The following is a 19173-nucleotide window of genomic DNA, read 5'->3' on the forward strand; positions in this document are numbered from 1 at the left end:
TGCCGCAACACATGTTTTGTGACGTCTACAGCGCGATATGCGGCTGCGATTTTGTCAGATCATCCAGCGCGCGCAGCTGGCCTATTAGCTGCTCCATCCTGTCCACCGGAATCATGTTCGGCCCGTCTGACGGGGCGGTGTCGGGGTCTTGATGGGTTTCGATGAACAGCGCCGACACACCCACGGCGACAGCGGCGCGCGCCAGAACAGGCGCGAATTCGCGTTGCCCGCCTGATGTGGTGCCTTGCCCGCCGGGTTGCTGCACCGAATGGGTGGCGTCAAACACCACAGGATAGCCGGTTTGCGCCATTGTGGGCAGGCCACGAAAATCGCTGACAAGCGTGTTATAGCCAAAGGACGTGCCACGGTCGCACAGCATGATGCGCGTATTGCCGGTGGACGCGATCTTGGCGGCGACATTGCCCATGTCCCACGGGGCCAGAAACTGCCCTTTCTTGACATTGATGGCCGCGCCGGTTTCGCCAGCGGCCAGCAGCAGGTCTGTTTGCCGGCACAGAAACGCGGGAATTTGCAACACGTCGCAGACTTCGGCGGCAGGGGCGCATTGGCGCGCGTCATGCACATCTGTCAGCACCGGCACACCGAATTCGCGTTTGATCTGGTCCAGAATGCGCAACCCTTCATCCATGCCAAGCCCGCGCTGCGTGCCGATGGATGACCGGTTTGCCTTGTCATAGCTGGCCTTGAAAATGAAGCGGGTTGCCGTGGGCGCGCAGGCGGCGGCAATGCGTTCGGCCATCATGCGCGCGTGATCCAGGTTTTCCAACTGGCACGGGCCGGTGATCAGGGTGAAGGGATGTGTGCCGCCGATGCTGATGTCACCGATCTGGATGGGGGTTGTCTTGATCATGGTGCCTCCTGCAATGCAGACTCAATCCGTGCCACGTCCATCGGGTTGTTCAGTTCCCAGAACACCCGCCCGCGCGCATCCACCTCGACGCAGCGCACGGGTATCCCGCCATACAGGAAGCGCAGCTGTTCCAGCCCTTCCAGATTCTCCAGTGTGCAAGGCGGAATCGCGGCATATTGCGCCAGTGCCGACGGGCGATAGGCATAGACGCCGACGTGATGGAATACGGGAATCGGGTCGGGCACTTTGCCTGCATCAATGAAGGGCAGCACTTCCTTGGAGAAATAAAGCGCGTTCATATTCTGGTCAAAGACAGCGGTGGTGCCGCCGACACGCCCGTTGCGCCGGTCGTCGATGAAATTTTCATAGGTCTGGCGGTCACAGCGCAGCACAGGCGTGGCCATGCCCACGGACGGGTCGGCCTGCATGGCGTCGATCAGGGCCTCGACAAACCAGGGTGGTGTCAGCGGCGCATCGCCTTGCAGGTTGATGACCAGATCGGGCGCAATGGCCAGCCGTGCCAGCGCATCAGCGCAACGTGCCGTGCCGTTTTCGCAACTTTCGGATGTCATGACCACATCGGCCCCGAACCCGCGCGCGGCATCTGCGATGCGGTCATCGTCAGTGGCGACATAGACGGCATCGACGCCGCGCACTTGCAGGGCGGCTTCCCAACTCATCTGGATCAGGGATTTGGCGGACCCGTCGCGCTGGCGAAGTGTTACCAGCGGTTTGCCGGGGTAACGGGTGGACGCATAGCGTGCCGGAATGAACAAAACGGTTTTCACATGACCCCCGCGCGTAAGAAATCGTGGATATGAACAATGCCTATAGGTGTACCTGCTGGCGTGGCAACCAGCAACACGCTGATCTTGCGCGCATTCATCAGTGCCAGCGCTTCGGCGGCCAGCATGTCGGGCTGCACGGTCACGGGGCTGGGGTTGGCCACATCAGCGGGTCGCACACTCATCAGAGCGTCCATGTTGCGGCGCAAGTCGCCATCGGTCATGACGCCCACAATGCGCGGCCCATCCATCAGAACCGCCACGCCGAACCCTTTGGATGTCATGGTCAGCAGGGCGGTTTGCATATCTGCGCTGTGGTCCAGCAATGGCAGCGAGTCGCCTTCATGCATGAAATCGGCGACGGTTTTCAGCTGTGCGCCCAGCTTGCCGCCGGGATGATACAGGCGGAAATCTTCGGGCATGAAACCGCGCACTTCCATCAAGGCCACGGCCAGCGCATCGCCCAATGCCAGTGTCAGCGTGGTAGATGTGGTGGGGGCCATGCCGATGGGGCAGGCTTCGGGCAGCTGCGGCAATGTCAGGCGGTAGGTCGCGGCCTTCATCAGCGTGCTGTCCGGACGCGAGGAAATGCCGATCATGGGAATTGAAAAGCGCTTGATGTGAAACAGCATGTCGCGCAATTCGGTGGTTTCACCGGAATTCGAGATCAGCAGGCAGATGTCGTCATTGGTGACCATGCCAAGATCGCCATGGCTGGCTTCGGCGCAATGCACGAAGAAGGCGGGCGTGCCCGTTGACGCCAGCGTGGCCGCAATCTTGCGACCGATATGGCCGGATTTGCCAATGCCCGATACGATCACACGGCCCTTGATGTTCAGGATATGGTGGATCGCGGGTTCCAGATCAGCGGGCAGGTTCTGCGACAGGTAGTCCAGCGCGCGCGCCTCTACCGCGACGGTATCGGCTGCCGCCTTGCGGATAATGTCCGGTGCCTCTTCCGGGCCGGGGGCGGTGCTTGAAATATGTGCCATTTGCTGGCCTTTCGCGTCATTCATGCCGGTATCAGCGCATGTTTGGTTTGTTTCAGATTGTGGGCGTGACGACAAGCCATGTCCACCCCGCGCTATAGCGGGCCGCTTTGGAACAGCTGCACTTTCAGCCCGCCATGGGGAATGGGGGGACCGGATTGCAGGTTCAGGCCCGTGGCATGGGCCAGTTTGCGTTCCGATGTGACAAGCCCCAGCCGCCAGCCTGCGAAGTGTTCACGCAGCACTTGCCCCAGCGTGGCATACAGCCCGAACAGTTTGGCCGCGTTCCCGATCCGCCCGCCATAGGGCGGGTTGACCATGATCAGACCGGCGGGCGTGTCGGGCCGTGTCAGCGCGCTGATGGGCTGGCAGGCAAAGGCGGTGTAGTCCGCCACGCCCGCGCGGGTCGCATTGGCGCGGGCGTTCTGGATCGCGCCCTGATCGCGGTCGAAGCCGAAAAACTGCAAGGGCGGGGTTTTGGGGGCGTGCGCCTGTAGTTTCGTCCACGCCCTGGCGTCAAAGCTGGCGAAGTTCTGGAAGGCAAAGGGGCGTGTGCGACCGGGCGGCAGGCCAGCGGCGCGTTCGGCAGCTTCCAGTAGGAACGTGCCCGACCCGCACATTGGGTCGATCACGGGTTGTGTGCCGTCAAACCCCATCTGGTGCAGGAACGCCGCGGCCATGGTTTCGCGCAAGGGCGCCTTGCCGGTGGCCAGTTTATGGCCGCGTTTGTGCAACCCCTCGCCAGATGTGTCCAGCGAGATGGTGACCATGTCATCATCAATGCGGATCATCACACGCAGCTCGGCTTCGGCGGTGACAGGCGCGCCAAGGGTTTCGGTGATTGCGGTTGCAATGCGCTGCGCCGCAGCTTTCTGATGATAGATGCGCGAGCGGGTGCAGGTCACATCAATGCGCAGCGGCGTGTCCGGTCGTAGAAAGTCGACCCATGGAAACTTGCGCGCGCGTTTGTCCAGTTGGGCCAGATGCAGCGCGCGAAACTGGCCTATGCGGATCAGAACGCGGCTGGCGCTGCGCACCCACAGATTTGCACGCCAGACATCGTGCCATGCCCCCGTTGTTTCCACCCCGCCGGCTACAATGACAGGCGACGGCAGGCCCAAGGCCTGCGCTTCTTGCGCCACAACAGGTTCAAGCCCCGGCAGGCAGGCAAGGAACAGGGGGAAAGATGTGTTTTCCATGGCTGTCGCATAGGGGGAATTGCGCGTCTGTGCCAGAAGAAAAAGGAATGCGCCCGACCAACGTGGCCCACCCGCCCGCCCCCGTGCACCGCGTGGCGCGGTGCACTTGCCACGCTGGCCGGGCGCAGGGCCGGTCTGTGATGGATGGTCCCCGTCAATTGGCGGCGAACTGGTCCATCTTGCGGGCCAGTTTCACGTCCAGATCGGTCAGCCCGCCCGCGTCATGTGTTGTCAGCACCACAGTCACATGTTTGTAGACATTGGACCATTCGGGGTGGTGATCCATCTTCTCGGCAAGGATTGCGCAGCGCGTCATCCAGCCGAAGGCTTCGGCGAAATTGGCAAAGGTGAATTTCTTTTCAATCGCATCGCGCCCGTCCGTCCTGTGCCAGCCATTGGCCAGCAGTGCGTCTAGGTACTGGGTGTCGGTCAGTTTTTCGGCCATGTCATTTACCCCCTATCTGTCAGGTCTGTTTGCGAAACGGCGCATGGTCGCGCAGGATGTCCATTTCATCATTGATGGCCTGCGTTTCATCCGCCAGATAGCGTGCAACTGCCTTTTGAAACCCCGGTTGCGGGAAATAGTGCAGGGAATGCACGCGCGACGGCATATACCCGCGCGCCAGTTTGTGGATGCCCTGCGCGCCCGCTTCCACCCTGTGCAAGCCATGGGCAATGGCGAAGTCCATGGCCTGATAGTAGCACAGTTCGAAATGCAGGCAGGGGTGGTCCTCGATGCAGCCCCAATAGCGCCCGAACAGACAGTCACGACCAATGAAATTCAGCGCCCCCGCAACAGGCCGGCCACCCTGTTCCGCCAGCACCAGCAAAATGTCATCGCGCATCGTATCATGGATATGATCGAAGAACGCGCGCGTCAGATAGGGCGTGCCCCATTTCCGCGCGCCAGTGTCCTGATAAAAGGTCCAGAAGGCGTCCCAATGCGCAGGCTGGATGTCCGCGCCCGTATAGTGCCGGATGTCCCCGCCAAAGCCCTGCGCCTGTGCGCGTTCCTTGCGGATGGTCTTGCGCTTGCGCGAGGATAAATCCGCCAGAAAATCGTCGAAACCGGCATAGCCGCGATTTTCCCAGTGGAATTGTTCGGTGACGCGCGGCAGGAAGCCAAGCTCCGCGCCCGCCGCCGACTCGGCTTCGGTGCAGAATGTGACATGCGCGGATGACAGCGCATTGTCGCGGGCAATCTGCGCAAGTGCCTGAAGCAGGGCCGCGCGCCCTGCGTCGTCCATATCGGGCGCGCATAGTAAACGCCGCCCCGTTGCGGGCGTGAAGGGCACCGCGATTTGCAGTTTGGGGTAATAGTCGCCACCCGCACGGCCATAGGCCTGCGCAAATGCGTGGTCGAAAATATATTCGCCCTGCGAATGCGATTTCACATACATGGGGGCGGCGGCAACCAGCTGGCCGCCGTTTCGCACGATCAGGTGACGCGGTTCCCACCCCGCAGCCGCACCCACGGAACCCGATGTTTCCAGTGCACGCAGGAAACGGTGTGTTGTAAACGGGTCCAGCGGGCGGCCAAGGGCCGCTTCCGGACAGGCACAGGCGTCCCAATCCTGCGGGCTGACATGCCCCAGATCAGGAACCAGCGTGACCGAAAGCGCGCCCCCGTCCATGGATCAGATCGCGGCCAGCAGCGCCTCGCCACCTGATACGTCGCAGGTGCCCGGGCTTTCTTCGGTGTGCAGCACACTGACCTTGCCATCCTCGACCAGCATCGCATAGCGTTTGGACCGGCCCATCAGGCCGACAGGTGGTGCGTCGAAATCCATGCCGATGGATTTCGTGAAGGCCCCTGTGCCATCGGCCAGCAGGGTCAGGCCCGCCTCGGTCGCGCCTGTCGCTTCGCCCCATGCCTTCATCACGAAGGGGTCGTTGACGGCAATGCAGATAATCTCGTCCACGCCCTTGGCGGCGAAATCATCCTTGGTGCGGATGAAGCTGGGCACATGCGCGGAATGACAGGTGGGCGTGAATGCGCCCGGCACTGCGAAAATTGCAACCTTGCGGCCTTTGGTCAGGCTGGACAGGTCAATCTGTTCAGGCCCTTCTGCGCCGATCCGGCTGAATGTGGCGGCGGGCAGGGTGTCGCCGGTGGTGATTGCCATTATATATGCTCCTTGCTGTGTTGTGTTTGCCACTTACCAAGATATAGGGTCCAACACAGATTAAGCCAGAGGCAGCGGGGCAGCGTATGGAAAGAATAGTCGTCATTGGTGCCGGACAGGCAGGTGCATCCCTTGTGGCGAAATTGCGTGCATCGGGGTTTGCGGGCAAGATTACCCTGATCGGGCAGGAAGCCGTGCCACCCTATCAGCGCCCGCCCCTGTCCAAGGCCTATCTGCTGGGGGATATGGCGCTGGAACGGCTGTATCTGCGCCCTGCCAGTTTCTATGACGAACATGATATTGACCTGCTTCTGGGCGCGCCTGTCACTGCGATTGACCGGATCGCGCGCACGGTCACGGTGGGTGGGCAGGCGATTGCCTATGACCAGCTTGCACTGACAACCGGCACGGTGCCGCGCAATCTGCCCGCAGCCATGGGCGGGGCATTGGCGGGCGTGCATACTGTGCGCACCCTGGCCGATGTGGACGCGATGGCACCGGAATTCGTCGCCGGTCGCCAGCTTGTCATCATCGGTGGCGGTTATATCGGGCTGGAAGCGGCGGCAGTTGCGGCCAAACGCGGGCTGGGCGTGACGGTTGTCGAAATGGCGCCGCGTATTTTGCAACGTGTGGCAGCGCCCGAAACATCAGATGCGATTCGCGCGCTGCATCAGTCGCACGGGGTGCGGATACTGGAAAATACCGGACTGGCCGCGCTGGAGGGGGAAGACTGCGTTACCGCTGTGCGTCTGGCCAACGGGGACGTGCTGCCCGCCGAATTTGTGATTGCGGGTATCGGCGTGGTGCCTGACACGGCGCTGGCTGACGCGGCGGGCCTGTATCTGGAAAACGGCATCGCGGTTGATGCACAGGGCCGCACATCCGACCACAAGGTATGGGCCGCGGGCGATTGCGCGTCCTTTCCGTGGCGTGGCCAGCGGTTGCGGCTGGAATCGGTGCAAAACGCCATAGATCAGGCTGAACTGGTGGCGCAGAACATGCTGGGTGCGGGGCTGGACTATGACCCCATGCCGTGGTTCTGGTCCGATCAGTATGACCTGAAGTTGCAAATCGCAGGGCTGAATCTGGGCTATGACCGTGTGGCGGTGCGCGATGCAGCAGGGGTGCGCAGCCATTGGTATTACGCGGGCGACAAGCTGCTGGCGGTGGATGCGCTAAATGATCCGCGCGCTTTCATGCTGGCCAAACGCCTGATTGCAGCCGGCCGCAGTCCTGATCCCGCACAGGTGACAGACCCCGCCATCGACCTGAAATCCCTGTTGCAGCCATGAGGGTGATTGGCGGGCGGTTTCGCGGCACCAAACTAGCCGATCTGGGCAGCGGTGATGCGCAGGCGCATCTGCGACCCACATCGGACCGCGTGCGCGAATCGATCTTCAACCTGCTGGTCAATGGCGGCTATGGCGATGTGCTGCAAAATGCCCGCGTGCTGGACCTGTTTGCAGGCACTGGCGCGCTGGGGCTGGAAGCGCTGTCGCGCGGGGCCGCGCATGTCACATTTGTGGATGATGGCGCAGTGGCGCGCGGGTTGCTGCGCCAGAATATTGAAAAACTCCGCGCCATGGGGTGTAGCAAAGTGTTCCGCCGCGATGCCACAGCTTTGGGTGAAAACCGCGCTGCGGCCTTCTCGCTGGTGTTTCTGGACCCGCCCTATGGTCAGGGCTTGGGCGCATTGGCGCTGGCCAGCGCGCAGGCGGGCGGCTGGCTGGCAGATGACGCGCTGATCGTCTGGGAAGAAAACGCCCCCCAACCCGCCCCCCCCGGCTTGCATCTGCTGGACCAGCGCCGTTACGGGGACACATATGTTTCACTTCTCACATGTCAGGGGACAACATGACACCCGCATTGGTGATCTTCGATTGCGACGGCGTTATCGTCGACAGCGAAATCCTGTCCAACAGGTTTATCCGCGATGAAATGGCCGCACACGGGCTTGACCTGCGGCTGGACCAGATCATGGGGCTTTTTGTCGGCGGCACGATTGCGGGTGTCGCGGAACGCGCCCGGGAACTGGGCGCAGGTTTGCCGCCCGACTGGGTGGAAACATTCTACCCGCGGCTTTGCGACCATCTTGCACTGGGCACGCCCATGATCCCCGGTATCGTGGATGTGCTGCAAGCGCTTGATCGCGCGCAACGCCCCTATTGCATCGGCTCGAACGGGCGGTATGCCAAGATGAAGGTCACTTTGGGCCAGCACCCCGAACTGACCGCAAGGTTCACAAACAATGTCTTTGCCGCGCAGGATGTGGCGCATCCGAAACCCGCGCCTGACCTGTTCCTGCATGCCGCAGCGGTCATGGGCCATGCACCCGATACCTGCGTCGTGATTGAAGACAGCGCAACAGGCGCGCGCGCGGCGCGTGCCGCAGGCATGCGGTGTTTCGGTTACGCCCCCGATTGCGACGGGGCCCATCTTGCGGCGCAGGGCGCAACCGTCTTTCACAAAATGCCCGACCTGCCAGCGCTTTTGTCCATCTGATTTCATTCTGGCCCAAATATCCCGGGAGCGCGAGGGCAGCGCCCTCGCCCCCCTTATGAATTCAGGACCCCGCCAGCGCCTGTGCCTTCGCCACGGTCAGCGATGGCGATAATGCGTCAGGGTCCAGCACCAGTTCCACAATCGCGGGACGCCCTGCCGCCATCGCGCGGTCAAAGGCAGGCAGGAAATCTTCTGTACGTTCCACCCGTTCGCCATGCCCGCCATAGGCCGTCGCCAGTGCGGCATAATCGGGGTTGAACAGCCCTGTGCCACTTACCCGTCCGGGATAGGTTTTTTCCTGATGCATGCGGATGGTGCCATACTGACCGTTATTGCATACGATCACGATGATATTCGCGCCATGCTGGCGGGCGGTGGACATCTCGTTCAGGGTCATCTGGAAACAGCCGTCGCCTGCAAAACAGACCACCGCCCGATCACGGTGTTCCAGCTTGGCGGCAATCGCGGCCGGAAACCCGTAGCCCATGGACCCCGAAGTCGGTGCCAGATGGCCCGGAAAGGCGCGTGCGCGCAGGTAACGGTGCAGGAAGGCCGCGTAATTGCCCGCCCCGTTGGTCACAATCGCATCTTCGGGCAGGTGGTCGGACAATGCATGGATCACCTGTTCCAGTTTCACAGCACCCGGTGTTTCAACAGGGGTGACCCAATCCAGATAATCGGCGTGTGCCGCGCGCGTCCAGTCGGCCCAGTCGGCATGCGTGGGGGCATCGCGCTTTGCCAGTTTGGCAATGAAATCCACTGCAGGGGCCGCCAGCGCCAGATCGGGGCGATAGACGCGGCCCAGCTCGTTGGGATCGGGGTGAATATGGATGACGGTCTTGTTCGGGCTGGCGGGGTCCACCAGTTCATACCCGCCGGTCACGATATCGCCCAGCCGTGACCCCAGAACCAGCAGACAATCGGCATCGCGCAGGCGCTGCGCCAGTTTGGGGTTCATGCCCACGGCCAGATCGCCCGCATAATTCGGGTTACGGTTGTCGATGCGGTCCATCCGCCGGAAGGTCGCGCAAACCGGCAGGCCGAAATTTCCCGCAAACTGCGCAAGGGCATGCGCCGTGTCGCTGGACCAGACCGACCCGCCTGCAATCACCAGCGGGCGTTTGGCCTTGCACAACATGTCCAGCACGGCATCAATCTGTTCGGAACACACTGCGGGCGGGGTTGGGGCCACGGCAGGCAGGTCGGGCACATCGGCGCGGGCGGACAGGATATTTTCGGGCAATGCCAGCACCACAGGGCCGGGGCGTCCCGAACCAGCCTGATGAAAGGCGCGGCTGATATATTCGGGCAGGCGGTCGGTGTGGTCCACCTCGGCGGCCCATTTGGCGATGGGCTTGAAGAATTCGCGGTAATTGACTTCCTGAAACGCCTCCCGGTCGCGGTGGCGGTTGTCGATCTGGCCCACGAACATGATCAGCGGTGTGGAATCCTGCATGGCGACATGAATGCCGCTGGACGCATTCGTGGCCCCCGGTCCGCGGGTGACAAAAACAACGCCCGGCTGGCCGGTCAGTTTTGCATGGGCCTCGGCCATCATGGCGGCGCCCCCTTCATGGCGGCAGACAATGTTTTCAATGCCGGACTCATGCAACCCGTCCAGTGCCGCAAGAAAACTTTCGCCCGGCACGGAAAAAACGCGGCGCACGCCTTGGGCCTTAAGTTGATCCACCAGAATTTGCCCGCCATGTCGCATGGTCATGAATGCCTCGCCTTGCTTGTTGTTCCGCGCCAGTTTGGGAGATTGCAGCCCTATGTTCAACCGCGATGATTGCTATTCGCCGGTTCTTCCCTAGCTATGAACACATATGCCTGAAGGAGGTTCCATGTCGGATTTGAAACTTGTCGGTCTGTGCGGGTCGCTGCGCGCGCAATCTTTTAATCGGAAATTGTTGCTGGAGGCTGCGCGCCTGTTTGATGGCGCAGGATTTACCGAAGGCGATTTGCGCCTGCCGCTGTTTGACGAGGATCTGGAGGCGCAGGGCATGCCCCCCGAAGTCACCCGCCTGAAAGACCAGATCAAGGCGGCGGATGCCGTTGTCATTGCCTGCCCCGAATACAACAAGGCCCCGCCCGGTGTTCTGAAAAATGCACTGGACTGGCTAAGTCGCGGGGGCGCGCCATGGACGGGCAAGCCTGTGGCGATCGTGTCGGCCGCAGCGGGGCGCGCAGGCGGGGAACGGTCGCAATTCGCGCTGCGCCTGATGATGGTGCCGTTTCGCCCGCGCCTGCTGCAAGGCCCAGAAGTGTTGGTCGCTGGCCCGAAGGACCATTTCGACGCTGACGGGCGCTTGATCACGGAAAGCTATGTCAATCTGCTGTCGGACCTGATGGGCGCGCTGCGCCAAGAGGCGGAACTGACCCGCGACTGACAAATCCGCGTATGGGCGTGCGACAAGGGTTTGAAACCTGCACGCCGCGCTTCTATACCAGAACAAGGCAGTTAGATCGGAGATACGAATGTCCAACCCCACCGCCGCGATGCTGGTCATCGGTGATGAAATCCTGTCGGGGCGCACCCGTGATGCGAATATGCATTATCTGGCGGGACAGCTAAGCACGCGCGGCATTGATCTGGCAGAAGTGCGGATTGTGTCCGACACACATGAAAAGATCGTATCAAGCCTGAATGCACTGCGGGTGGAATATGACTATGTGTTCACATCCGGCGGCATTGGCCCCACGCATGATGATATTACTGCCGATGCGGTGGCGGCAGCCTTCGGGGTGAATGTCGATATACGCGACGATGCGCGCGCCATTCTGGCTGCGCATTACCAGCGCACGGGGCTGGAGTTGAACGCCGCAAGGCTGCGTATGGCGCGTATTCCGGACGGGGCCAGCCTGATTGAAAACCCCGTTTCCTCGGCGCCGGGGTTCAGCATTGGCAATGTGCATGTGATGGCGGGTGTGCCCGCAGTGTTTCAGGCGATGGTGGCGTCCGTGCTGCCGCTGCTGACATCAGGGCAGGCGCTTTACAGCCAGTCCCTGTGCGTCAACCGTGGCGAGGGCGAGATCGCGGCCGATCTGTCCACGCTGGCCGCCGCCTATCCCGATTTGTCCATCGGGTGCTATCCGTTCCAGCGTGACGGGGTTTACGGGGCGAATGTCGTTGTGCGCGGGCAGGCGCGTGCGCAGGTCGATGCGGCTATGGTGCGACTGTCCGAATTGTTCCCCGAGGCCGTTGCGTGACACTGCCTGACCCTGACGCGCTGTTCGCTGCGCTGGAGGGGACATGGCCCGCCTTGTCGCACAAGGCGGTGTCGGGCTGGATCATCCGCGATGGCGCTGGCGGCGGCAAGCGCGTCAGCGCGGCCACCACGACAGATGAGGGCGCAAGCATTGAAGAAGCCGAGGCCGCCATGCGCGCCCTGTCACAGGCCCCGCTTTTCATGCTGCGCGCGGGTCAGACATTGTTGCAGGACCGGCTGGCCGTGCATGGGTATCGCTGTGTCGACCCCAGTGTGATCTATGCCGCGCCGATTGCCGCCATTGCACAAGAACCCCCTGCCATCAGCCTGTATCCGGTCTGGCCGCCGCTGGCGATCATGCGCAGGATCTGGGCTGACGGGGGTATCGGGGCGGCGCGGGTGCAGGTGATGTCGCGCGCGCGCGGGCCGAAAGCGGGTTTGATCGCGCGCAGTCAGGACCGCGCCGCTGGGGCTGCCTTTTGTGCTGTCCATGACGGTATTGCCATGGTGCACGCGGTCGAAGTGGCCCCCGCCTTGCGCCGCAAGGGCGTTGCGCGCAATATCTTGCAAGGGGCCGCATTCTGGGCGCAGGCACAGGGCGCGCAATGGCTGGCACTGGCCGTGACCGAAGCAAACGCACCGGCGCGCGCGCTGTATGACGCACTGGGCATGCAGGTGATGGCACAATATTCCTATCGTCAGAAGGGGGACTGACATGTCCAAGCAAGTGACAAAGCTGAACCTGCCAGCGGTTGACCCATTGCCGGAACGCACACAGAAATATCTGGACCTTGCACAGCAGAAACTGGGCATGGTGCCGAATGTCTTGCAGGCCTATCTGTTCGATGTCGCAAAATTCGACGCTTTTGTGGGTATGTATAATGACCTGATGCTGGGTGACAGCGCCCTGAGCAAGCTGGAGCGCGAGATGATTGCCGTGGTCGTGTCGTCGATCAACCGGTGCTGGTATTGTCAGGTCGCCCATGGCGCAGCCGTGCGCGAATTGTCGGGCGATCCGGCGCTGGGCGAGGCGATGGTCATGAATTACCGCGCCGCGCCGCTGGATGCACGCACCCGCGCCATGCTGGATTTTGCGGCCCTTGTCACCGAGGCCAGCGCCAAGGTGGGCGAGGGGGACCGCGACGCCCTGCGCACGCATGGATTTTCCGACCGCGATATTTTTGACATTATCGCAGTGGTGGGGTTCTTCTCGATGTCCAACAGGGTGGCGTCGGCTACGGGAATGGAACCGAACCCCGAATATCATGCCATGGCGCGAAAGGCCTGACCGGAAGGGGGGACGGGGGGCGGCTGCCCCCCGGCATCACGGGTCTGCGACCCGTGCTGAACCCCCCGCCCCAAGGGGGGCACGCCCCCCTTGGGCAACCCCGTGGATATTTGGGCCAGCGTGAAATTACGAAACATTGTCGAACAGACCGCTGACGGCGCGGCGCATTATGGCGGTTGTGCGCGGTGCGGGTAGTGTCTGGAAGGGCAGGGGGCGGCAGATTTCGATTGCGGCAATGCCAAGTCGCGCTGTCAGTGCGCCGTTCACGACCCCTTCGCCAAAGCGGCGCGACAGTTTCGAGACGATCCCGCCCGAGGCCAGCGCGCCGACCATATCCTCGCCCACGGCGACGGCCCCTGTTGCGAGCAGATGGGTGATAACCCCGCGCAGCAGACGCAGACTGCCCAAGGTGCCTGCCCGCCCGCCATAAATTTCAGAGATCCGGCGGATCATGCGCAGATTGGTGATCAGGGCGGCGATCACATCGACCAGGGCAAGGGGGATCATGGCGGTCAGCAGCGCCACCTGCCGTGCGGAGGTTTCGACCTGAAGGCGCGCTGCGGCATCAAGCGGGGCGAGAAGCGTGGCCTCGGCCTGATCCAGCAGGGCCTCGGCATCCGGCTGGTCGCCTGCGATTTCGGTCATGCGGTCAACCGGCCAGCGCATGTCGGGCCGGTCGGCATACAGCGCCATAAGCGCCGCGAGCGTCGTTGCCGCTGCGGGGCGGTCCTGCGTGGTTCTGGCGCCCTGCGCTTGCTGGCGCAGCCTGTCGATGCGACGCAGACGGCGGATAGCTGTCCATTCGCGCAGTGCCATCACGCAGCCCGCCGCAAGAATAAGGCCCATCAGCCCAAATGCGAGATAGCCAAGTGTGGGGTTTCTGCTGACAAGGCCCGTCACAAAATCCCATGCTGTTACCGTGAGGGCGAGTGTCACAAAGCCTGCAAATGCGGTCCAGCCCAGTTTCGCCCAGACTGTGAATCTTGCACGCGCGCCCAGCATGGCAAGCTGCATTGCGCGTCCGCTGCCGGCCTGCCCGGGCGGGCCGTCATCATCCGGCAGGGGGGGCGCGGTGTCTGGGCTGGCGGGGGGGACCACCCCATCAAGTTCGAGGAGGACGGGTTTTCTGTCAGTCATGTCAAAAGATCCCCGATCAGGAATTCGGCAGCGCTGTCCATCCGGATATGGGGCAGCCCGTCGCCGGGTGCGCGGGTCAGGGGGGCGGGGGCAAATCGCATGAACTGGTAATCCGCATCCAGCCAGCGCGGTGTGTCGCGCCCCGATTGGCCGATGATCCGGGCGGGGTCTGTGGGCAGATCGCCTGCGTAAAAAGCGGCCTGCTTGCCGCTGTCAAGAAGTTTGCCGCGCACGCAATCCAGCATCTGGCCATTCTGTTCGTGCTGTTCCTCGACGGTGGCGCGCAGGGCTGCAAGGGAAACAGCATGCGTGTTCGCGCCTGCAAAATCGGCGCGGTCGCGCGACTGGCGCAGCAGCGCGGTGGTGATCGCGGTCAGGCGGGGGTGCTGGCTGTGGTGCAGGTGGTCTGCCTTGGTGGCGGCAAACAGGATACGTTCGACCCGTTTGCCGCCAAGAATGCGGGCAAGCCATGCTGTGCGACCGGGGCGAAATGTTGACAGAAGTTCCGTCATTGTCTGCCCCAGACGGTCCACCGCATCCGGCCCCGCATGGATTGCGCCCAGCACATCGGCCAGCACGACCTGACGGTCGATGCGGGCGAAATGCGTGCGGAAAAAGGGGCGGACCACCTGTGCCTTATAGGCGTCGAACCTGCGCGCCATTTCACGCGCCAGTGACCCGCGCGGGCCTGTGCCGGTCATGGGCACGAATGTCAGCACGGGCGATCCTGCCAGATCGCCGGGCAGCAGCAAACGGCCGGGGGTGATGTCGGGCAGCCCCTTCGTGCGGGCTGTGTGCAGATAAGCGGTGAAGGAGTCGGTCAGGGCCAGCGCTGTCGCTTCGTCATGTGGCGCTGCGGGGTCGGTTGCGGCAAGTCGGGTCAGGAACGTCTGTGCATAGGGGCGGTTTTCCAGCCGTGCCAGTGTTTCGCCGGACCATTGCGCATAGGTTTTGTCCAGCAGCACCAGATCCAGCAACCATTCGCCGGGATAGTCGATGATGTCGATATGCTGGATACGGCTGCCCCTGATGCCCGACAGCAACCCCGCAGGGCGCACCCGAAACGACAGCCGCAATTGCGAGATGTGGCGCGTCCCTTCGGGCCAGTGGGGCGCTGGGCCGGTCAGCGCGGCCAGATGCTTTTCGTACTCAAAGCGCGGCAAGGTGTCATCGGGTTGCGGTTGCAGGAAGGCCGCTTCGATATGGCCACCTGCCACGGCCTGCATCCGGCCCATACGCCCGCGATCCAGCAAGTTGGCCACCAGCGAGGTGATGAACACTGTCTTGCCTGCGCCTGACAGACCGGTGACCCCCAGCCGCAGCGCGGGTTCGGAAAACACCCCTGAAATTGCGCCTGTGACTGTGGCGCCAGCGCGTTCAACCTGATCGGCGAGCCTGTATGTCAATCTGCCGGATGCCATGCCTGCCCCTTATCTGATGGATCATAGATAAGGGGCGTGTGCGCAACTTGCCAGTGATCGCGTGAAACGGCGCAGTCAGGCGTCCTTATGTTTCCCTGTGGCGTATCAGTGCCAGTCAAAAAAACCGGCAGGCGCGCGCGCGCGCAATCTTGCGGCCATGTCCTGCCCCAGCAGTGCCGCATCGGCCAGTGGTGCGCGCACTTCGTCAAACAGCCGTTCGGACCCGTCAGGTCGCAGGATCTCGCCGCGCAACCAGATTTCGCCGTCCTCTATCACGGCAAGCCCGGCGATGGGCGTTTCACAAGACCCGTCCAGCCCCGCCAGAAAGGCGCGTTCCGCCGCCAGCCGTTGGGCCGTGGGTATATCATGCAGTCGCGCCAGCATTTCGGCAGTGCGGTCGTCTGTGCTGCGCCATTCAATGCCGATGGCCCCCTGGGCGATGGCGGGCAGCATGTCTTCGGGGTCGATTGCGGAACTTGCGACATGCGCCATGTCCAGCCGGTTCAGGCCCGCCATCGCCAGAAAGGTGCAATCGGCCACACCATTGTCCAGTTTGGACAGGCGGGTTTGCACATTGCCGCGGAATTCCACCACGTTCAGGTCGGGGCGGCGGTTCAGCAACTGCGCCCTGCGCCGCAGGCTGGATGTGCCGACAACCGCACCCGCAGGCAGCTGGGCCAGCGATGCGACCCCGCGCCGAGAGACGAACGCATCGCGCACATCCTCGCGCGGCAAATAGCAGTTCAGCACCAGCCCGTCGGGTTGTTCGGTCGGCATATCCTTCATGGAATGCACGGCAATGTCGATGCGGCCTGCCAGCATGGCCTCTTCGATTTCCTTGGTGAACAGGCCCTTGTTGCCGATTTCCTTCAGCGGGCGGTCGGCGTCGATCATGCTGCGGTCGTCGCCTGTTGTTTTGATGGGCACAATCTCGAATGCCTGTTCGGGCAGGTCGAATGCGGCCATAAGCCGCGCGCGTGTCTCATGGGCCTGCGCCAGTGCCAAAGGCGAGCCGCGTGTGCCGATTTTCAGGGGTTGGTCGGGGGTCGGGTATACATGTGTCATGGCACTTGATTAGCGCTGCGCTACTGTCCTTACAAGCGCAGAGTGTACACTGCACTTGACAACCTGTGCGGGGCTTGGGACGAGAGAGGAATTCAAGGAGAGTATACGCATGACCGCACCCGCCCCGACCAAGACCATATTGCGCGCCTTAGCAGGCGAAACGCTGCCAACGCCGCCGATCTGGATGATGCGTCAGGCGGGCCGCTATCTGCCGGAATATCGCGCCACGCGGGCAAAGGCCGGGGATTTCCTGTCGCTGTGTTACAACCCCGAACTGGCGGCCGAGGTCACCTTGCAGCCGATTCGCCGCTACGGGTTCGACGCGGCAATCCTGTTTGCAGACATTCTGCTGGTGCCACAGGCGCTGGGCGCGGACCTGTGGTTTGTCACCGGCGAAGGGCCGCGCCTGTCCCAGATTACCAGTCGCGCCGGTGTGGATGCCCTGAAACCCGTGGATGCGATTCATGACACCCTGTCGCCTGTCTATGAAACCGTGCGCATCCTGTCGCGCGAATTGCCGCGCGAGACGACATTGATCGGTTTTGCCGGCGCGCCATGGACTGTGGCCACCTATATGATTGCCGGACGCGGCACCCCCGATCAGGGACCGGCCCATACCATGCGCGAATCCGAGCCGCAGGCATTCGATGCCCTGATGGATCGCATTACACTGGCAACAATCGAATATCTGTCGATGCAAATTCAGGCGGGCGCCGAAGTTGTCAAGATTTTCGACAGCTGGGCAGGGTCGCTGAAGGGCGATGCCTTCACCCGCTACGCATTGGAACCCGCCCGCCAGATCATCAAGGCCATCAATGAACGCCACCCCGGCGTGCCTGTCATTGCCTTCCCGCGCGAAGCCGGTGACGGCTATATCGGGTTCGGGCGTGCCACAGGGGCGGATTGTGTGGCCATCGACAATTCGGTGACGCCGGCATGGGCGGCAGAACATGTGCAATGCGACGGCTGCGTGCAGGGCAATCTGGCGTCCAGCCATATGGTTACGGGCGGGCAGGCATTGGTGGATGATACAACGCGTGTTGTCCGCGCCTTCAGCAAGGGGCCGCATATCTTCAATCTGGGCCATGGCATTACCCCCGATGCGGACCCGGAAAATGTTGCCCTGATGATCGAGACTGTGCGCAGCTTCAAGGCGTAAAACCGAAAACGGGCGGCACAATGGCCGCCCGCTCGCACCGGTTCTACCGGCGTTGGGGGGGTGCGGAAATTATTCCGGCAGGATCACGGAATCGATCACATGGATCACCCCGTTGCTGGCTTCGATATCGGCCTGAATGACCGTTGCGCCATCCACAGTTACCGTATCGCCGACCCCGATGGTCACGGACTGGCCGTTCACGGTTCCAGCCATCATGCCATCCGCCAGATCGCCCGACATGACAGCGCCGGGGACAACGTGATAGGTCAGGATCGCGGTCAGGGTCGGAATATCATCCAGCAGCGCCTCTACCGTGCCTTCGGGCAGGGCCGCGAACGCATCATCTGTGGGCGCAAACACAGTGAAAGGGCCGTCGCCCTTCAGCGTATCAACAAGCCCCGCTGCAGTGACTGCCGCCACCAGCGTCGAGAATGCCTCGTTACCGGCGGCAATATCCACAATGTCCATATCATGGTTATCTGCAAAGGCGGGTGCTGCAAAAACGGCGGCCATTGCAACTGCACTCAAGGTAGATTTCATCATAATATCGTCCTCCATGGGTTTTACTTGGTGATGATGCAAGCGATACGCGGGCAAACCGGATCTGGATGAAGGACAAGTTTTCTTGAGTGCTATTGAAATCCGCGCGTCGCACCTAAGCCCGTTGAAAACATAAAATCCAATGACAGTGTTGTGTTTGTTTCGCGCTGATCCGGCCCCTGATTCTTCTCTTGCAAAAGGCAATGCCCGACCCGCCCGCCAAACCGCAGGTGCGGTGCCGCTTCCCCGCCTGCCAGATTCGGTCCGACAGGTCATATGATGCAGCTGATTCCCCTGACCTGCTCTTTGATCCGCTGCGCTTGGGTAATTTTCATAAAAGCGGATGCCTGATTTGTGCAGCAAATGTTCAAGAAACGGTCATATTCATCTGGCAGGCTCTTTTTTTCATTTTTTCTTTGAATTGTCTCTTGCGTGTATTTGTTTGATTGCCTAGATAGCGCTTCACCGGCGGCGGGAACGCGGTTGGTTGCCTTGGGCGGCTGGTTGTGAGATTGGTTGTTTGAGGGTTGAGATTTAGGGACAGGTATGCATGTGGATGCGCCTTATGTATGGCGCTTCTTACGTGTGTTTTTGTTTCTGTGCTGTTTGAAATTTTTGGAAACTTGAAGAGATATGTGGGCGGTTTGGTCTATTTCGATGGATCGGCCTGACACATATCGGCTCGCTAGTTTGGTTTGTGCCATTCGATGATGTGAGTGTCAGCTTCACTGTTTTGCGGCTTTTGTTTCTTTGGAACGGAAGCACAGAACAGAGGTAACGCGATTGGGGTTCAGTTCCTGATCGTGTGATATGTGCTTGGGTTTGACGTCAAGGATAGCTGATTATTCAGCTTTCAACTTGAGAGTTTGATCCTGGCTCAGA

20 protein-coding genes are annotated in these 19173 nt (G+C 61.7%); 8 read left to right on the top strand and 12 right to left on the bottom strand.

Features of this window, described 5'->3' with window-relative positions; all coding sequences use genetic code 11:
• Positions 1–25 precede the first annotated feature (25 nt).
• From kdsA to ACTIE1_RS12450, 7 genes are all read right to left on the bottom strand, one after another.
• Positions 26–871, bottom strand: coding sequence for a 3-deoxy-8-phosphooctulonate synthase (gene kdsA / locus ACTIE1_RS12420; RefSeq protein ID WP_439562715.1), 846 nt, complete (start codon positions 869–871; stop codon positions 26–28).
• Positions 868–1659 carry a 3-deoxy-manno-octulosonate cytidylyltransferase gene (locus ACTIE1_RS12425; protein ID WP_439562716.1) on the bottom strand — a complete coding sequence of 264 codons (792 nt, stop codon included), beginning with the start codon at positions 1657–1659 and terminating at the stop codon, positions 868–870. Before ACTIE1_RS12425 ends, kdsA begins: the two co-directional genes overlap by 4 nt.
• Positions 1656–2648: a KpsF/GutQ family sugar-phosphate isomerase gene (locus ACTIE1_RS12430; RefSeq protein ID WP_439562717.1), complete on the bottom strand. Its 993-nt coding sequence runs from the start codon at positions 2646–2648 to the stop codon at positions 1656–1658. Before ACTIE1_RS12430 ends, ACTIE1_RS12425 begins: the two co-directional genes overlap by 4 nt.
• A 92-nt stretch (positions 2649–2740) precedes the next feature.
• Positions 2741–3844, bottom strand: a complete 1104-nt coding sequence (locus tag ACTIE1_RS12435; protein WP_439562718.1) for a THUMP domain-containing class I SAM-dependent RNA methyltransferase — start codon at positions 3842–3844, stop codon at positions 2741–2743.
• Positions 3845–3998: 154 nt separating this feature from the next.
• A complete protein-coding gene (locus ACTIE1_RS12440; protein ID WP_439563424.1) occupies positions 3999–4289 on the bottom strand; it encodes a 4a-hydroxytetrahydrobiopterin dehydratase in 291 nt (96 codons plus the stop codon).
• 19 nt (positions 4290–4308) lie between these two features.
• Positions 4309–5478, bottom strand: a complete 1170-nt coding sequence (locus ACTIE1_RS12445) for a GNAT family N-acetyltransferase (RefSeq protein ID WP_439562720.1) — start codon at positions 5476–5478, stop codon at positions 4309–4311.
• A 3-nt stretch (positions 5479–5481) separates the two neighbouring features.
• Positions 5482–5970 carry a peroxiredoxin gene (locus ACTIE1_RS12450; protein ID WP_439562721.1) on the bottom strand — a complete coding sequence of 163 codons (489 nt, stop codon included), beginning with the start codon at positions 5968–5970 and terminating at the stop codon, positions 5482–5484.
• 86 nt (positions 5971–6056) lie between these two features.
• Here ACTIE1_RS12450 and ACTIE1_RS12455 point away from each other — a divergent pair, with 86 nt between their 5' ends.
• The 3 genes from ACTIE1_RS12455 to ACTIE1_RS12465 are packed head-to-tail and all read left to right on the top strand — an operon-like array spanning position 6057 to position 8472.
• Positions 6057–7262 (top strand): NAD(P)/FAD-dependent oxidoreductase, encoded by a 1206-nt coding sequence (locus ACTIE1_RS12455; protein WP_439562722.1) that lies wholly within the window; start codon positions 6057–6059, stop codon positions 7260–7262.
• Positions 7259–7828: a 16S rRNA (guanine(966)-N(2))-methyltransferase RsmD gene (gene rsmD, locus ACTIE1_RS12460; RefSeq protein ID WP_439562723.1), complete on the top strand. Its 570-nt coding sequence runs from the start codon at positions 7259–7261 to the stop codon at positions 7826–7828. Before ACTIE1_RS12455 ends, rsmD begins: the two co-directional genes overlap by 4 nt.
• A complete protein-coding gene (locus ACTIE1_RS12465) occupies positions 7825–8472 on the top strand; it encodes an HAD-IA family hydrolase (RefSeq protein WP_439562724.1) in 648 nt (215 codons plus the stop codon). The genes rsmD and ACTIE1_RS12465 overlap by 4 nt, the downstream gene beginning before the upstream one ends.
• A gap of 61 nt (positions 8473–8533) precedes the next feature.
• Here the strand turns inward: ACTIE1_RS12465 and ACTIE1_RS12470 are convergent, their stop codons facing one another.
• A complete protein-coding gene (locus ACTIE1_RS12470; protein WP_439562737.1) occupies positions 8534–10186 on the bottom strand; it encodes a thiamine pyrophosphate-binding protein in 1653 nt (550 codons plus the stop codon).
• Between the two features lie 130 nt (positions 10187–10316).
• Here ACTIE1_RS12470 and ACTIE1_RS12475 point away from each other — a divergent pair, with 130 nt between their 5' ends.
• The 4 genes from ACTIE1_RS12475 to ACTIE1_RS12490 all read left to right on the top strand — a co-directional run bounded on the left by ACTIE1_RS12475 (position 10317) and on the right by ACTIE1_RS12490 (position 12969).
• The gene (locus ACTIE1_RS12475; RefSeq protein ID WP_439562725.1) at positions 10317–10862 is read left to right on the top strand and encodes an NADPH-dependent FMN reductase; all 546 of its coding nucleotides are present in this window, start codon (positions 10317–10319) and stop codon (positions 10860–10862) included.
• Positions 10863–10950: 88 nt separating this feature from the next.
• A complete protein-coding gene (locus ACTIE1_RS12480; RefSeq protein ID WP_439562726.1) occupies positions 10951–11682 on the top strand; it encodes a competence/damage-inducible protein A in 732 nt (243 codons plus the stop codon).
• On the top strand, positions 11679–12395 hold the full coding sequence (locus ACTIE1_RS12485) for a GNAT family N-acetyltransferase (RefSeq protein ID WP_439562727.1): 717 nt from the start codon (positions 11679–11681) through the stop codon (positions 12393–12395). The genes ACTIE1_RS12480 and ACTIE1_RS12485 overlap by 4 nt, the downstream gene beginning before the upstream one ends.
• A 1-nt stretch (position 12396) precedes the next feature.
• Entirely contained in the window at positions 12397–12969 is a 573-nt protein-coding gene (locus tag ACTIE1_RS12490) for a peroxidase-related enzyme (RefSeq protein WP_439562728.1), read from the top strand.
• Positions 12970–13095: 126 nt separating this feature from the next.
• Here the strand turns inward: ACTIE1_RS12490 and ACTIE1_RS12495 are convergent, their stop codons facing one another.
• The 3 genes from ACTIE1_RS12495 to hemC form a co-directional block, all read right to left on the bottom strand.
• Complete coding sequence (locus ACTIE1_RS12495) at positions 13096–14106, bottom strand: YcjF family protein (RefSeq protein WP_439562729.1); 1011 nt, start codon at positions 14104–14106, stop codon at positions 13096–13098.
• Complete coding sequence (locus tag ACTIE1_RS12500) at positions 14103–15527, bottom strand: YcjX family protein (protein ID WP_439562730.1); 1425 nt, start codon at positions 15525–15527, stop codon at positions 14103–14105. Before ACTIE1_RS12500 ends, ACTIE1_RS12495 begins: the two co-directional genes overlap by 4 nt.
• Before the next feature lie 105 nt (positions 15528–15632).
• On the bottom strand, positions 15633–16592 hold the full coding sequence (gene hemC / locus ACTIE1_RS12505) for a hydroxymethylbilane synthase (RefSeq protein ID WP_439562731.1): 960 nt from the start codon (positions 16590–16592) through the stop codon (positions 15633–15635).
• Positions 16593–16701: 109 nt separating this feature from the next.
• Here hemC and hemE point away from each other — a divergent pair, with 109 nt between their 5' ends.
• Complete coding sequence (hemE, locus tag ACTIE1_RS12510) at positions 16702–17751, top strand: uroporphyrinogen decarboxylase (protein ID WP_439562732.1); 1050 nt, start codon at positions 16702–16704, stop codon at positions 17749–17751.
• A gap of 69 nt (positions 17752–17820) precedes the next feature.
• On the opposite strand, the gene ACTIE1_RS12515 is transcribed toward hemE, so the two are convergent.
• On the bottom strand, positions 17821–18297 hold the full coding sequence (locus ACTIE1_RS12515; RefSeq protein WP_439562738.1) for a fasciclin domain-containing protein: 477 nt from the start codon (positions 18295–18297) through the stop codon (positions 17821–17823).
• Positions 18298–19173 lie beyond the last annotated feature (876 nt).

Source organism: Roseinatronobacter sp., from assembly GCF_051859525.1.
Lineage (GTDB): Bacteria > Pseudomonadota > Alphaproteobacteria > Rhodobacterales > Rhodobacteraceae > Roseinatronobacter.

Coding starts and splice junctions, on each gene's coding strand:
- kdsA (WP_439562715.1), bottom strand. CDS start 871: ATGATCAAGACAACCCCCATCCAGATCGGTGACATCAGCATCGGCGGC.
- ACTIE1_RS12430 (WP_439562717.1), bottom strand. CDS start 2,648: ATGGCACATATTTCAAGCACCGCCCCCGGCCCGGAAGAGGCACCGGAC.
- ACTIE1_RS12435 (WP_439562718.1), bottom strand. CDS start 3,844: ATGGAAAACACATCTTTCCCCCTGTTCCTTGCCTGCCTGCCGGGGCTT.
- ACTIE1_RS12440 (WP_439563424.1), bottom strand. CDS start 4,289: ATGGCCGAAAAACTGACCGACACCCAGTACCTAGACGCACTGCTGGCC.
- ACTIE1_RS12445 (WP_439562720.1), bottom strand. CDS start 5,478: ATGGACGGGGGCGCGCTTTCGGTCACGCTGGTTCCTGATCTGGGGCAT.
- ACTIE1_RS12450 (WP_439562721.1), bottom strand. CDS start 5,970: ATGGCAATCACCACCGGCGACACCCTGCCCGCCGCCACATTCAGCCGG.
- ACTIE1_RS12455 (WP_439562722.1), top strand. CDS start 6,057: ATGGAAAGAATAGTCGTCATTGGTGCCGGACAGGCAGGTGCATCCCTT.
- rsmD (WP_439562723.1), top strand. CDS start 7,259: ATGAGGGTGATTGGCGGGCGGTTTCGCGGCACCAAACTAGCCGATCTG.
- ACTIE1_RS12465 (WP_439562724.1), top strand. CDS start 7,825: ATGACACCCGCATTGGTGATCTTCGATTGCGACGGCGTTATCGTCGAC.
- ACTIE1_RS12470 (WP_439562737.1), bottom strand. CDS start 10,186: ATGCGACATGGCGGGCAAATTCTGGTGGATCAACTTAAGGCCCAAGGC.
- ACTIE1_RS12475 (WP_439562725.1), top strand. CDS start 10,317: ATGTCGGATTTGAAACTTGTCGGTCTGTGCGGGTCGCTGCGCGCGCAA.
- ACTIE1_RS12480 (WP_439562726.1), top strand. CDS start 10,951: ATGTCCAACCCCACCGCCGCGATGCTGGTCATCGGTGATGAAATCCTG.
- ACTIE1_RS12490 (WP_439562728.1), top strand. CDS start 12,397: ATGTCCAAGCAAGTGACAAAGCTGAACCTGCCAGCGGTTGACCCATTG.
- ACTIE1_RS12495 (WP_439562729.1), bottom strand. CDS start 14,106: ATGACTGACAGAAAACCCGTCCTCCTCGAACTTGATGGGGTGGTCCCC.
- ACTIE1_RS12500 (WP_439562730.1), bottom strand. CDS start 15,527: ATGGCATCCGGCAGATTGACATACAGGCTCGCCGATCAGGTTGAACGC.
- hemC (WP_439562731.1), bottom strand. CDS start 16,592: ATGACACATGTATACCCGACCCCCGACCAACCCCTGAAAATCGGCACA.
- hemE (WP_439562732.1), top strand. CDS start 16,702: ATGACCGCACCCGCCCCGACCAAGACCATATTGCGCGCCTTAGCAGGC.